Here is a 14139-nt window from a genome sequence, read left to right as displayed (position 1 = left end):
GTGCCGGTGTCAGTGAGTGCCATTGACGGCGGCAAGATGATGGAGGCGGGCATCAACCGGCTGGAAGACCTGACGGCCTACGTACCCAACCTTACCGTTACCGAGAGCGGCATTAGCACCGACATCTATATTCGCGGTATCGGCACCGGCATGAATCAGGGCTTTGAGCAGAGCGTGGGCATGTACGTGGACGGCATTCACTACGGCCGCGCGCAGCTGGCGCGAGCGCCGTTTTTGGATCTGGCACGGGCGGAAGTGCTGCGCGGCCCACAGAATATCCTGCAGGGTAAGAACAGCATTGCCGGCGCGGTAAACCTGATCACCGCCAACCCTGCCGAAGAGTTTGAGGGGTTGCTCTCGGTATTGTACGAGCCGGAATTTGGCGAGCAGGTATTTGACTTGGTGTTGTCGGGGCCGGTCACTGACACACTGGGCGTGCGCTTTGCGGCGCGGCTGCGTGAATACGACGGCTATATGACCAACCTGACTCTGGATCAGAAAGAGCCCCAGCTGGACGAGGAGACCTACCGGCTGAAATTTGCCTGGCAGGCCACTGACAATATGCTGGTCAGTCTTAAATTAGAGACTGGTTCCTTCGATGCCATCGGTCGGCGCGGGGAGATTATCAGCGACTTGCCATCCACCTCCGACACGCAAATTTTCACCGGCCGCACCGAGGCGGAAATTCTCGATCGCACGTATTTGCCGCCACTGGTCGATGTCGACAGTCATGACTCGGTGGCCAATAACTACCAAGATTATCAGCGTTCCTCTAACGGCGATTACAGTTTTAACGACACCCGTAATATCACCTTCAACGTGGACTGGTTTAACGAGGCGGGCCATCAGTTTACCGCTATCACCGGTTATATGGCCTACGAGTACGACGAGCTTTGCGACTGCGATGCCACCGGCGCGCCGCTGTTCAAGCTGGCGTTGGCGGAAGACTACGACCAGTACAGCCAGGAACTGCGCTGGCTGTCGCCGGCGGCTGAAGAGCTGGAGTTTATTGGCGGGCTCTACGTCCAGCGCAATGAGCTGCACTTTTTCGACGAGCTGATTCAGGACTCGCCGGTGGTGGTACAGCTGCTCAATGCCGCTGACGCGCAAGACATGGGCGCGCGCGGCGATATTGACCCCAACCCTTTGGGCGGTTCACCGGAAGAGGTGCTGGGCATTGGCGATGCTGGCAACGCGGTGGCCAATATCAAGGCGCCGCGGGACTTTATCAGCACCACCAATATTGCTTCCGCCTTTTTGCAATCGACCTGGAATGCGTCGGATACCTTCCGCCTGACCCTGGGTGGACGCTACACCTACGAGCATAAAGAGGCCAGTCGCCGGCTGGTGTTCACCGACCTGGCCGGCGAGCTGCTGCCCATCAGCGAGACCGACACGGTGGCGGCTGTGATGTTTGGCGCCGAACGCCACGACCTCAAAGGCGAGCGCACCGAGCGGCATTTCTCGCCGCTGGTCAATGCGCAGTGGGACTTCTCCGGTGACGGTATGGCCTATTTCACCGCGACCAAAGGGGTCAAGGCCGGTGGTTTTGATGCGCGCTCCAATGCCACTCCCGAGGCCGAGCTGACGCCGATCAACCCCGGTGCCACGGTGCCCAATCGCACGGTGCTGCTGGGCACCTTCGAGTATGACGAAGAGGAGGCGCTGAGTTACGAGCTGGGTGTGAAGACCGGCCTGCTGGACGGCGCGGCAGAGCTGAACATCGCGGTGTTTTACACCGAGTACAGCAACTTGCAGGTGAGCATCTTCGACGGCGTGGTCGGTTTCAAGGTGGGCAATGCCAAAGAGGCGGTGACTCAGGGTATTGAGCTCGACGGCCGCTGGCAGCTTACCGATTACCTGACCCTGGGCGGCGCGCTGTCGGTGATGGATTTTGAGTTCACCGATTTTACCAATGGTCAGTGCCGGCAGGACGAGGCGCCCAACGCCGGTGATGGTGTCCACTGCGACTATACCGGGCGCAGCAATCAGTACGTCGCCGACTGGTCCGGCACGTTGATACTGGGCTATCTGCGGCCAATCAGTAACACGCTGGGCATGGGCGTTTCAGTCGATGCGGTATTTACCGACGACTACAACCCCTCATCCAACCTAGACCCGATTGTGGATCAGGAGGGCTTTGTTATGGTCAATGGCCGCCTCGGTGTTGGCGCCATTGACCGGCATTGGGAGTTGTCGCTGGTGGGTAAGAATCTGACCGACGAAGTGGTTATTGCTTACGCAGTGGATACGCCCTTGAGCAAGCGTATTTTTGGCGCGACTACGCATACCGGCGGGGTGGGTGCGCCGCGCAGCGTGGCCATGCAGTTTAGCTATCGCTGGTGATGTTCCGTCCCACCGCAAGGGGAGCTGCGGTGCGCGGCGCCGGCATGCTTGATCAAGGCGCTGAACAAGCGGCGCGATGTGCCGGGGCGTCGCGTTTTAGATCGATTAAATCGCAGTGGGTGCTGTGCGCACCTAATTGCCTATCTCAACCGCGGTGCGCGCAGCGCACTCTACGAGGACCATTAACATGAGCAAACAGTCAGACTTGGCAGAGAGCGATCTGCAGCGCTTCCGCGAGGTTCAGCAACTGGCTTACCGATGTGCCGAAACCATTGCCGCAGATATGCGCCCGGGCATGACCGAAAATCAGGTCGCGCGGCGTATGAAGGAGTTTTTGGTCGATAACGGCGCCGACGACTGCCTGCACCAGCCCTTTGCCTGGTTTGGCGATCGCACCGCCTTTACCGGCTTTACTGGCCTTAAGCATATGGCGGGCTACAACCTGGCGTTCTTTCCCGGCAGCCGGCGACTGGAAGAGGGCATGCCTTTCATTCTCGACTGCGCGCCATCCGTTAAAGGCTATACCGCCGATATTGGTTACAGCGCTGTGGTGGGTGAAAACAAGGTACTCGATCAGCTGATGGACGATCTGCTGGAGTACCGGCAGCTGATCGTGGCGCAAGTGAAGGCGCGGCGGCCGCTGGCTGAGGTGAGTCGCGAGGTCGATGCCTTGTGTGCCCGTCACGGTTATGAGCCGCGTCACAAGGCCTATCCCTTTCAGGTGTTGGCCCATCGAGTAGAACCGTTGCAAGACGATGGCAAATCCAGCCACGCCAGCGTGATGCGTTTTGGGTTGCGCAGCGTGATGGCGTTGCAGCGCAGCCGCTGGCAGGGCCGGCGTCAGGGCTGGTCGCCACTGTGGAACAGTGGCCGCGGCTCCGAGCACGCGCCAACACCGGGGCTGTGGGCGGTTGAGCCACATTTGGGTTTTCGTGGCGTTGGTGCCAAGTGGGAGGAGCTGCTGGTGGTGACCGAGGACGATGCCTACTGGCTGGACGACAATGTACCCCATGTGCGCCGCTGGGCAGAGCGCGGACTGTGGCCCGCCCGTAGCGAGAGTCCGGAGGTGGCAGCATGAATGCAGTGATGTCGGCAAGCGATGTGCGGCGGCTGCGCGTGCAGTCGGGCGGTGTCAATTTGGCTGTAAGCTGTCGCGGCGACGCCAGTAAGCCCACGGTAGTACTGGTGCACGGCTACCCCGATAACAGCAGTGTCTGGCAGGGCGTCGCCGAGGACTTGGTGAGCGATTATCACGTGGTGAGCTACGACGTGCGCGGCGCCGGTGACTCCGATATCCCCAAGCGCACTTCTGACTATCGGCTTGAGCTGTTGGCGGCGGACCTGAAAGCCGTCACCGATGCGGTGTGTCCACATCGCACATTCCATTTGGTGGCCCACGACTGGGGCTCGCTGCAAAGCTGGGAATCGGTGACTGACCCCGATTTTCAGCAGCGCATTGCCTCCTATACCAGTATTTCCGGACCCTGCCTGGATCACGCCGGCCACTGGTTGCGCCGCCGCCTGAGTCGGCCGACCCTCGCCAACGTAAAGCCGGCGCTGGGCCAGTATCTGTGCTCCTGGTACGTATTGCTGTTTCACCTGCCGTTAGTGGCACCCTTGCTGTGGCGCCTGGGTTTGGGGCGTCTCTGGCCGCACCTATTGGCCTGGCTGGAGGGCGTGCCGGCGGTGCGCAGCGCCAGCCAGAGCCGCGATGGCGTGCACGGTATCAAGCTTTACCGGGCCAATTTTTTTCCGCGGATATACGCTCCCAGGCAGCGTCGCACCGAGGTGCCGGTGCAGTTGTTAGTACCCAGTCGCGAGCGCTTTATGCGGCGCGAGATCTTCGACGATTTGCCTCAGTGGGCTCCGAAGCTGTGGCGCCGCGATATCGTTGCCGGTCACTGGGCGCCCCTCAGTCACCCGCGGCGGGTCGCGGCCTGTATTCGCGAGTTTGTTGCCTTCCAAGAGGGGGGGGAAGAGGGGGTTGAGCTGCGTCGCGCGCGCTTGGCCGCAGTTAAAAAGTCCGACAAACCCTACGCCGGTAAACTGGTGGTGGTGACCGGTGCCGGCTCGGGTATTGGTCGCGAGAGCGTGCTGGACTTCGCCGAGCGGGGCGCCGCCGTGATTGCGGTGGATATCAATGCCGAGGCCGCGGCGCGCACCGCCGAGTTGGCGCGCCTGCTCGGTGCTGAGGCGGATTCACAAGCCGTCGATGTGGGTAGCAGCGAAGCAATGGAAGCTTTCGCTGCCGAGGTCCAGCAGCGCTGGGGCGTGGCCGATATTGTGGTCAACAATGCCGGCATTGGTATGGCGGGCCCAGTGCTGGAGACTTCGGTGGAGGACTGGGAGCGCATTCTCAAGGTGAATCTCTGGGGGCCCATTCACGGCGCTCGCCTGTTTGCTGCGCAGATGGTCGCCGCCAATAAGCCTGGCCATATCGTCAATACGTCCTCGGGTTTGGCCTTCTTTCCCACCCGCAGTACCCCGGCCTATGCCACCACCAAAGCCGCAGTGCAAATGTTTAGCGAGTGCCTGCGCGCGGAACTGGCCGACCAGGGTATTGGCGTTAGCGCGGTGTATCCCGGCGTGGTGAATACCGGCATTGTCACCCGTACCCGTTTTGTCGGCACTGGCGACGGCGAGCAGGCGCGCCGCCAGGCGGCGGTGCAACAACTGTATGCGCTGCGCAATTTGGGGCCACAGGCGGTTTCTGCCGGGGTGCGCAGAGCGGTGGAGAAAAACCTGCCGGAGGTGCGAGTGGGTCTTGAGGTGCATCTGATACGTTGGATCTCACGACTGACACCGGGTATCGGCCGCCGTCTGGCACGTATCGACGCGACGCCGTAAGTGAACTGAATCTTTAGCTAACAAAATTGGGGATGAGCATTATGACAACGCACTCGTCAACGACGCACGATTTGGCGCAGCGCAAAGTACAGTTTGACTGGAGTCAGACACCGTTGCACTGGATTCCCGGCGACGCCTCCGCCAGTCACCTGGTTAATGAGATTAACCTGATTCTCCCGGCCGGTGAGTTCTGGTTTTGCAAGGTGTTCAATCGCGCGCGGCCGCTGATTACCGACGATAAGCTGAGCGAGGACGTCAAGGGTTTTGTCGGTCAGGAGGCGATGCACGCCCGGGCCCACGACAGTGCAACGGTTGAGTATCTGCAGGCAAGCGGTATTGAGACCTCCGGCCATATCCGGCGTGTGCAGTGGTTGTTTGACAAGCCCTTGGGCGACAGCCCCTGGGGCGTGTCGCTGCCCGAGTTTTTGCAGCGCCCGTGGTTGGTGCTGCGCTTGGGGGCGATTGCGGCGATCGAACATTTTACCTGTGTGATGGGTAAGTTCGCGTTGGAAAACTCTGCCTGGGAGGCCGCGGGCGCCGACGCCAATATGGTGGACCTGCTGCGCTGGCACGGGGCGGAGGAGGTGGAGCATCGCTGCGTGGCCTTCGATCTCTATCGCCATTTGTGCCGATTGCCTGCACCGCTGCGTTACCTGCTCGATATGTTGCTTATTATGCTGGTGGTGCCGGTGATGCTGTTTATTTGGAACAGCGGCGCGGCATATATGATGCGTCAGGATCCGCAGCTGCGCAGTTATCACCCCAGTGTGTGGCGCCCCTGGATCTGGCGCGAGTGGCGTCGGGCGGCGGCTGCGGGCTTTATACCGTCGGTGGGTTGGCTGTTGTGGCAGGCGCTGCGCTATTTGCGACCGGGCTACCACCCGACCGATGAAGCCGATACCGAGCCGGCCCTGCTCTACTTGGCATCGTCGCCGGCCACTTTGCGGGCTGAGTCGGTCTGATTCCTTGTTCAGCGCGGGATTGTCGGGCGATCGCTGCTGTGTGGACGCGTTAGCGGCGCCTGCATGCGGGGCGTTTTCCCTGGGCGAGAGCTGCTGCCCAGCGCTATAGCGCGCTGAGGCAGCGGCTTGAGTTGGTAGCGCTTTTCCGCGCATTTTCGGCCTGCCTGTGGCGGCCTTGCTCGGCGTTTATCTGCCGGCCTCTCGGGATGCTCTCCGTGAGTTTTGTTGGAGGGCAGGCGATAGGCTAAGTGTCCGTGGTTGAGGCCGCACGTATCCGCGCTGATGCGGCGGGGGGCTGTCTGCGGACGGTTTGTAGGACGTATCTGACATTGTGCTAACTGGGTCAGCTTTTTCCATCGGCGTTACGCGAAATTGTGGCGCTGGTATTGACAATAACAAGACATCCCTTTATGTTTCATTAAATAATGTTACATAATAGGGTGTGTTGTAATGGGTAGTTCTAGCATATTTCGCGTGGGTGGTCTGGCACTTACCTGCGTCATTCCGGTTGCTGGGTGGGCGGCAAAGCTTGAAGAGGTGGTGGTTACTGCCCAGCATCGCGCTCAGAGTCTGCAAGATGTTCCTGTGTCGGTCAGCGCCATTGGCGGCGACAAGATGATGGAGGCGGGCATCAACCGCATGGAAGACCTGCAGGCTTACGTGCCGAACTTGACGGTGACCGAGAGCGGTATCAGCACAGATATTTATGTGCGCGGTATCGGCACCGGTATGAACCAAGGCTTTGAGCAGTCGGTGGGGATGTATGTCGATGGCATTCATTACGGCCGTGCACAGCTCGCCAGGGCGCCATTTTTGGACTTGGAGCGGGTAGAAGTGCTGCGCGGCCCACAGAATATTCTGCAGGGTAAGAACAGTATTGCCGGCGCGCTGAACATTATTACCGCCTCCCCTGGGGAGGAGATAGAGGGTCTGTTTTCAGCGCTATATGAGCCCGAGTTTGACGAGAAGGTGGTTGACTTGATGGTGTCGGGTCCGGTTACCGATACCTTCGGTTTGCGATTTGCTGCCCGCCTGCGCGAATTTGGCGGCTACATGGAAGATCTCAATATGGGCACCACGGGGCCGCAGTACGACCAGGCGACCTTCCGTGTGAAAGGGGTGTGGGATGTTACTGACCAACTGCGCGCCGAGCTGAAATTTGAGAAGGGCAAGTTCGACACCGTGGGTCGCCACGGCGAGGTGATTAACGACGAGCCTTCCACGTCCTCCAACCCCATTTTGGCTGGCCGCACCCAGGCGGAAATTCTGGATCGCAGCTACTATCCGCCGTTCCTGGATGTCGATACCGACGAGTCGGTGCGCAATAACTATCAAGACTACAAGACTTCGTCCAACGGTAATTACAGCAATAACGACACCAATAACCTCACGCTCAAAATGAGCTGGGTCAGTCCGGAGGGTCACGAGTTCAGCGCGATTACTGGCTTGCTCAAGTATGAGTACGACGACCTCTGCGACTGTGATGCGACGGCGGCGGAGCTGTTTAAGTTCGTCATGCAGGAAGATTACCAGCAGCTGAGCCAAGAGTTTCGCTGGGTGTCGCCCGGTGGTGAAACAATCGATTATATCGCCGGCCTGTATTTTCAGCAGAACGATCTTAACTTTCACGACGAACTGGTTCAGGACTCGAACTTAGTGGTCGAGTTATTGAATGCAGCTGACTTTATCGAAGGCGGTGCGCGGGGTGACCTCGATCCGCTGGGCTTGGCTGCCGACCCCTATGAGGTGCTGGGTTTTGGCGATGCCGGTAATGCGATTGCAGATATTAAAGGGCCGCGTGAATTTACCAGTAAGTCAAAAATTGCCTCGGCATTTTTGCAGTCAACCATCAATGTTGCCGATACCCTGCGCCTGACATTGGGCGGCCGCTATACCTATGAGAACAAACGAGGCAGTCGCCATCTGACCATTACCGACCTCGAGGGCAATGAGCTGCCGATGGGTGAGGTGGATACGGTAGCTGCGATCACTTTTGGGATGGAGCGGCACAACCTCAAGGGCGAGCGCAGCGAGACCCAGTTTTCCCCGCTGGTGAATGTGCAGTGGGACTATTCCGACGAGGGAATGGCCTACTTTACGGCGACCAAGGGCTTCAAGGCCGGCGGCTTTGATGCGCGCTCCAACGCGACACCTGACGACGAGCTCACTTTCCGCAACCCCAATGCGGTTGTCGCTAATCAAACGGTGTTAGTAGGTACCTTCGAATATGACGAAGAAGAGGCGGTCAGCTATGAGTTGGGCTTGAAGACCGGCCTGCTGGATGGCGCCGCAGAATTGAATGTGGCGGCGTTTTATACCGAGTACAGCAATCTGCAGATCAGTATTTTCGACGGTACGATCGGCTTCCAGGTAGGTAATGCGGAGGAAGCCGTGACCATGGGTATTGAAATGGACGGTCGCTGGCAGGTTACCGACTATCTGACCCTGGGGGGTGCCCTGGCGCTGCTGGATTTTGAGTTTAAAGACTTTAAGAACGGTCAGTGCCGACAAGACCAGGAGCCGAATGCGGCCAACGGCCGCGACTGCGATTACAGCGGTATGTCTAACCAGTATGTGGCCGACTGGTCGGGGACCTTTATCCTGGGTTATATGCGCCCGATTAGTTCGACCCTGGGCATTGGTGCCTCACTGGATGTGATCTTCACCGATAAATACAACCCCTCTAGCAACCTCGACCCCCGCGTTGAGCAGGACGGCTTCTACAAAGTGAATGGCCGCTTGGGTCTGGGTGCGATAGACCACAGCTGGGAGGTGGCGCTGATCGGCAAAAATCTCACCGATGAAGTCATCGTGGTGTACGCCGCGGACACGCCACTGGCAAAAACCTTATTCGGCACCACCGGGCATACCGGTTTCATTGAGGCGCCGCGCTCAGTTGCCCTGCAGTTTACCTACCGTATGTGATGTTTGACGCGGCGCCGGGGGCGTCGCTTTTGCCAATAAGCAATAAGGAGAGGCAGATGAAGCTGTTAGCTGTGTTGTTAAAGCAGTGCTCGGTATTTTGGCTTGCGCTGGTGTTTGCTGGGGCGGGCTACGCTGAGCCCAGTGAGTGGCGCGAGGAAAAAAATAAGGCGGGGATTGCCGTGTATACCCGGGCGGTGGACGGGTCTGCGGTTCGGGAATTTCGCGGTGAAACGGTGATTGACGCGGAGATTAACCAGTTGATGGCGGTGTTGGACGATACGGCGGCCTTCGTCAGCTGGATGCATAACTGTCGCGAGGCGCAGCTGCTGTACAAGCCGTCATTGCTGGATCGCTATCAGTATCTGGTCAATGACTTTCCCTGGCCGGCGGCTGACCGCGTGTTGCTGCTGCGCAATCAGATCAGTCAGGACGCCGATACCCGGGTGACGCGCATCAGCTTGCAGAGTTTTGATGAGCAGCAGTTGCCGGCCGCCAAGCGCGCGCTGATTCCCGAGGCAGAAGGGGCCAAGCGGGTGCCGGCGCTTAAGGGGTATTTTGAGCTGAGCCCTCAGGCTGACAATCGCACTGCGGTGATCTTTCAGTTGCACTTGGACCCGGGCGGAGCGCTGCCTGCCAGCCTGGTCAATAGCCTGATTGTCGACAACCCCTATGAGACGCTGAAGCGGCTTCGAGAGGTGGTAGCGCGGCCGGAATATCGGAATTTCAATCCTTTTTAGTAGTGAAGTTTCAGTTCAGCGTTTATTAGCGAAAGTTAATTTGACATTAAACGATGTAACGTTAAATATAACACCATAAGATGTAACATAGATTAATGACTCAGTTGAGGGATCGGACTATGAAAACAGAAGTGATGCCAGTACGCCGTAATCTAGAGTTTCACCTTCCCGAGGAGCGGGTCGGTGATTGGCATGGCAAAGGTGTACATGTCAGCCATTTTTTCAATGCCATGTCGCTGTTTTTCCCCGATGGCGAGCGATTTTTTATCGACAGTGTTCGCGCCTATCGCGACGAGGTTAAAGACCCTGAGCTGAAGGAGGCGGTGCGCGCTTTTATCGGTCAGGAGGCCATGCACGGTCGCGAGCACGAAGAGTATAACGATGCGCTGGAGAAGCGCGGCATGCCGGCGGCGCGCAATTCGCGGATCATTCTCGGGCTGCTGAATTTTACCCGCAAGGTGGAAAGTCGCGCGGGTCAGCTGGCCATTACCATTGCCCTAGAACACCTGACGGCGATTCTGGCCGATTCCCTGCTGAAAGAGCCGCGCTCTCTGGCGGGTTCGGAGCCGCGTTTTTCTGCGATGTGGCGCTGGCATGCGCTGGAGGAAACCGAGCACAAGGCGGTGGCGTTTGATGTCTATGAACAAACGGTTGGCCGTGGCCCCATCGCGTACTTCCGTCGCTGTTTAGCCCTGCTCTTGGCGACCATGGTGTTTTGGGTGATGGTCATTCCCATTCACATCGGCATGGTGGCTCGCGAAGGTAAGCTTTTCAGCCTGACGGGCTGGTTGGGTACGATGAACTTCCTGTGGGGTTCGCCAGGCATGTTGCGACGGGTTATCCCCGATTGGCTGGATTTCTTTAAGCCCAGTTTCCACCCCTGGGACCACGACAATCGCCGCTTCCTCGACGGCGTTGATGAGTTGGTGAGCGAAGTAGAGTCTTACGAGAAGCTGGCGGGAGCGGGCGCGTGAATGCGCCGCTGTCTGCGCAGGCGGACGCTGGTGCGATGCTAGACCAGATGCATCAGCAGTTTTTGGCGGGCCCGCTGGCCCGCTATGACGCCGCTGCACTGCAGGCCTGGCGGCCGCTGCGCCACTCCTTGTGGCGCCGGCTGCAGCCGCTGATGAGCCTGCAGGCCGGCATGCGCAGTGCCAGTGTGCGCATCGATGACCACCAGCTGAGCTATTGGCAGGGCGGTAACCTCAGCGGTCCAACCTTGTTGTTGTTGCACGGGTTTGGCGCCAGTCGAGAGAATTGGGCGTTTATTGCGCCCCATTTGGCCAGCCAGTTTCGCTTGCTAGTGCCCGATTTGCCCGGTTTCGGCGGCAGTGAGTTCCGCTTTGGCGCCGACTATGCCCTGGGTGCTCAGGTGGATCGCTTGGCGGCTCTTATCCAGACCCTGAACTGTGGTCCGGTATTTGTCGCCGGAAGCTCGATGGGCGGAGCGATTGCCGCGCAACTGGCGGCTCGCCACCCGGATTGCGTCAGCGCGGTATGCCTGATGAACGCCGCCGGAGCCCCGGGCCGACGCATGAGTGTATTGGAAAGTGGCGTGGCGGCGGGCCGCAATTACTTAGCGCCGCAGCGGCGTGGCGACGCGGCGATGGTATTTCAGATCTGCCTGCACCGTCGTCACCGCTTGCTGGGCATGGGCCTGTCTTGGGTAATGGCCGGGGAGATGTGTCATCGCCACCCGGTTAATCACTACCTGTTTGGTCATTTGGTGGCCTCGCTACAGGATACCTGGCAGCGTCTTGTCGATATTCAGGCCCCTACCTTTGTGTTGTGGGGAGATAGCGATCGAGTTTTGGACCCCAGTTGCAGCGATGTCTTTGCCGAGCGGATTGCCGACTGTCAGGTGATGGTTATGCCAGGGGTTGGCCATTTGCCGATGCTTGAGGAACCGGCGGAGACAGCGCGGTTGTTGCGCGATTTTTGGATCAGCAAAACGGAATATTCAGTATGAATACAGACAATAATAGCCGCCAGCAGGCGGGCGTTCTCGATGTGGCAATAGTTGGTGCCGGATTTGGTGGCATCGGTTTGGCTATCCAGCTGCAGAAAAGCGGCATAGATAACTACCGTATTTTTGAACAAGCTGAAGATGTGGGGGGAGTGTGGCGAGATAATCTCTATCCGGGCGCGGCCTGTGATGTGCCCTCGCACCTGTATTCTTTTTCTTTCGAGCCCAACCCAAACTGGGGGCGGCTGTTCAGCCCGCAACAGGAAATCCATCGCTATCTGCGCCACTGCGCCGATAAATACCTGTTGCGCCGCAAGATTCGTTTTTCTAGCCAAGTCACGGCCGCGAATTACTGTGAGCGAAGCGGTGAGTGGCACATCGAGCTGGCTGGCGGTGAGGTGCAGCGCGCCCGTGCCTTGGTAATGGCCATCGGGGCGCTCAATGTTCCGCAGTACCCCAATATCGATGGCATGGATCGCTTTAAAGGCAAGGTGATGCACACCGCTGAATGGCAGACCGATTACGAACTGCGCGGCAAGCGTGTCGCGGTAGTGGGTACCGGTGCCAGTGCGATACAAGTGATTCCGTCGATTCAGCCGAAAGTGGCTGAGTTGACCGTGTTTCAGCGGACGCCGCCCTGGGTGTTGCCCAAGCACGACCGTGAATTGCGCGCCACAGAGCAACTGCGTTTTAAGCGTTGGCCGATATTGCAGAAGCTGATTCGTCGCTTGCAGTACATCAAGATGGAGAGCGTGCTGCCAGCGTTTATCTGGGATAGCGTATTTACCCGCATTGGCGAGTGGGCGGGGCGCAGCTACCTGCGCAGTGTTGTTAAAGATCCGGCGCTGCGCAGCAAGCTGACGCCCAACTATTCCATGGGCTGTAAGCGTGTACTGCTGTCGGATGATTACTATCCGGCCCTGTGTAAGTCGAACGTTGAGGTGATCGCCGACGGCGTTGCACGGATGGATGAGACGGCAATTTATAGTCGCGATGGTGAGCGCCGCGAGGTCGACGCCGTAGTCTTGGCCACCGGCTTTAAGGTGCCAGTGGCTGGCGCGCCGATGCCCATTCGCGGTATCAACGGTCGCTTGCTGGCAGATGACTGGTCGGTCGCGGCCGAAGCCTATAAGGGAATCACCGTGTCGGGTTATCCGAACATGCTCTACCTGATGGGGCCGAACACCGGTCCGGGTAATACGTCGGTGATCTTTTATATCGAGTCGCAAATCCGCTACGTCTTGCAATATTTGCAGCAGCTTCGTAAACGCCCCGGCAGCAGTCTGGATGTGAGCCCCGAGGTGCATCGCGCCTTTAATGAACGCATTCAGAAAATGTTTCAGGGCACCACCTGGACCTCGGGCTGTAACAGCTGGTATCTCACCGAGGATGGTCGCAATTCTACTTTGTGGCCCGGATTTTCCTGGCGCTACCGTCTGATGACCCGCCATTTCTCCCTAGGGGATTACCGTTTAATTCAGGCCGAGGAAGAGCAAGCGGTGGCCGAGTTAAACGAGTCGGTGTCAGTAGGCTAATCGCAAAACGCTTAAGGATAGATGTTATGTCGCATAACAAAGAAGTTTACGCCGTCACTGGCGCTGCCTCGGGTATTGGCCTGGCACTGGTAAAACAGTTGTTGCGAGAGGGCTACGGTGTGGCGGCGTCGGATATCTCCGAGGGCCAGTTACAGGCACTGCGTGAGCTGGCCGTGGAGGAGCAGCTGCTGCTGACCCGTGTAGATGTGGCCGACCGCTCCGCAGTGGAGGATTGGGCGGCAGAGATTGTTAAGCACTTCGGCAGAGTAGACGCCATTATTAACAATGCCGGGGTATCGCTGAGCTGTCACGCAGGGGAGCAGCCGCGCGAGCATTTCGAATGGCTGATGAATATTAATTTCTGGGGTGTGGTCAATGGTTGTGAGGCGTTTCTGCCCCACCTGCTGAAACAGGGGGGCTGTATTGTCAATCTGTCCAGTTTGTTTGGCTTGATGTCGATACCGTCGCAGTCGGCCTACAACGCGGCCAAGTTTGCGGTGCGCGGTTATTCTGAGTCGCTGCGCCAGGACCTAAAGGACAGCGGTGTGCGAGTGCTGACAGTGCATCCTGGCGGCATTAAAACCAATATTGCCCGCAACGGTCGTCACTTTCACGATTTACAGGGTAAGGCCAGAGATCTAGAGGCGACCGCGGCAAGCTTCGACAAGGTCGCCCGCACTACTCCCGAGCAGGCTGCGGCGAGTATTCTCGGCGCGGTACAGCGTCGCCGTCGCCGCTTGCTGATCGGTATGGATGCGAAGTTTTTGGATCTCTTTCAGCGGTTTTTCCCAGCCAGCTACGACCGCTTGCTGGCACCATTT

At 58.6% G+C, this 14139-nt stretch carries 10 protein-coding genes; all 10 read left to right on the top strand.

What is annotated here, in order from left to right; all coding sequences use genetic code 11:
* Positions 1-2346: TonB-dependent receptor (locus ABYM29_RS11935; RefSeq protein ID WP_372864995.1), on the top strand; the 2346-nt coding region annotated here is incomplete at its 5' end.
* A gap of 187 nt (positions 2347-2533) precedes the next feature.
* The gene (locus ABYM29_RS11930; protein ID WP_372864994.1) at positions 2534-3424 is read left to right on the top strand and encodes a M24 family metallopeptidase; all 891 of its coding nucleotides are present in this window, start codon (positions 2534-2536) and stop codon (positions 3422-3424) included.
* Positions 3421-5193 carry an SDR family oxidoreductase gene (locus ABYM29_RS11925; RefSeq protein ID WP_372864993.1) on the top strand — a complete coding sequence of 591 codons (1773 nt, stop codon included), beginning with the start codon at positions 3421-3423 and terminating at the stop codon, positions 5191-5193. Before ABYM29_RS11930 ends, ABYM29_RS11925 begins: the two co-directional genes overlap by 4 nt.
* A 41-nt stretch (positions 5194-5234) precedes the next feature.
* The gene (locus ABYM29_RS11920) at positions 5235-6155 is read left to right on the top strand and encodes a metal-dependent hydrolase (protein WP_372864992.1); all 921 of its coding nucleotides are present in this window, start codon (positions 5235-5237) and stop codon (positions 6153-6155) included.
* Positions 6156-6605: 450 nt separating this feature from the next.
* Positions 6606-9080: a TonB-dependent receptor gene (locus ABYM29_RS11915; RefSeq protein ID WP_372864991.1), complete on the top strand. Its 2475-nt coding sequence runs from the start codon at positions 6606-6608 to the stop codon at positions 9078-9080.
* A 56-nt stretch (positions 9081-9136) separates the two neighbouring features.
* Positions 9137-9817: an START domain-containing protein gene (locus ABYM29_RS11910; RefSeq protein WP_372864990.1), complete on the top strand. Its 681-nt coding sequence runs from the start codon at positions 9137-9139 to the stop codon at positions 9815-9817.
* A 119-nt stretch (positions 9818-9936) separates the two neighbouring features.
* Complete coding sequence (locus ABYM29_RS11905; RefSeq protein WP_372864989.1) at positions 9937-10791, top strand: metal-dependent hydrolase; 855 nt, start codon at positions 9937-9939, stop codon at positions 10789-10791.
* Positions 10788-11786, top strand: coding sequence for an alpha/beta fold hydrolase (locus tag ABYM29_RS11900; RefSeq protein WP_372864988.1), 999 nt, complete (start codon positions 10788-10790; stop codon positions 11784-11786). The genes ABYM29_RS11905 and ABYM29_RS11900 overlap by 4 nt, the downstream gene beginning before the upstream one ends.
* A complete protein-coding gene (locus tag ABYM29_RS11895) occupies positions 11783-13318 on the top strand; it encodes a flavin-containing monooxygenase (protein WP_372864987.1) in 1536 nt (511 codons plus the stop codon). The genes ABYM29_RS11900 and ABYM29_RS11895 overlap by 4 nt, the downstream gene beginning before the upstream one ends.
* A 26-nt stretch (positions 13319-13344) precedes the next feature.
* Positions 13345-14139, top strand: a 795-nt coding sequence (locus ABYM29_RS11890) for an SDR family NAD(P)-dependent oxidoreductase (protein WP_372864986.1), incomplete at its 3' end; no start/stop codon positions are given.

It is taken from the genome of Spongiibacter sp. (assembly GCF_041602295.1).
Taxonomy (GTDB): Bacteria; Pseudomonadota; Gammaproteobacteria; order Pseudomonadales; family Spongiibacteraceae; genus Spongiibacter.
The sequence above is the reverse complement of the archived record's forward strand: the minus strand, read 5'-3'. Positions and strand labels throughout refer to the sequence as shown.

Excerpts from the sequence above, each read along its gene's own strand:
- ABYM29_RS11930 (WP_372864994.1), top strand. The coding sequence starts at position 2,534 with ATGAGCAAACAGTCAGACTTGGCAGAGAGCGATCTGCAGCGCTTCCGC.
- ABYM29_RS11915 (WP_372864991.1), top strand. The coding sequence starts at position 6,606 with ATGGGTAGTTCTAGCATATTTCGCGTGGGTGGTCTGGCACTTACCTGC.
- ABYM29_RS11910 (WP_372864990.1), top strand. The coding sequence starts at position 9,137 with ATGAAGCTGTTAGCTGTGTTGTTAAAGCAGTGCTCGGTATTTTGGCTT.
- ABYM29_RS11925 (WP_372864993.1), top strand. The coding sequence starts at position 3,421 with ATGAATGCAGTGATGTCGGCAAGCGATGTGCGGCGGCTGCGCGTGCAG.
- ABYM29_RS11905 (WP_372864989.1), top strand. The coding sequence starts at position 9,937 with ATGAAAACAGAAGTGATGCCAGTACGCCGTAATCTAGAGTTTCACCTT.
- ABYM29_RS11895 (WP_372864987.1), top strand. The coding sequence starts at position 11,783 with ATGAATACAGACAATAATAGCCGCCAGCAGGCGGGCGTTCTCGATGTG.
- ABYM29_RS11920 (WP_372864992.1), top strand. The coding sequence starts at position 5,235 with ATGACAACGCACTCGTCAACGACGCACGATTTGGCGCAGCGCAAAGTA.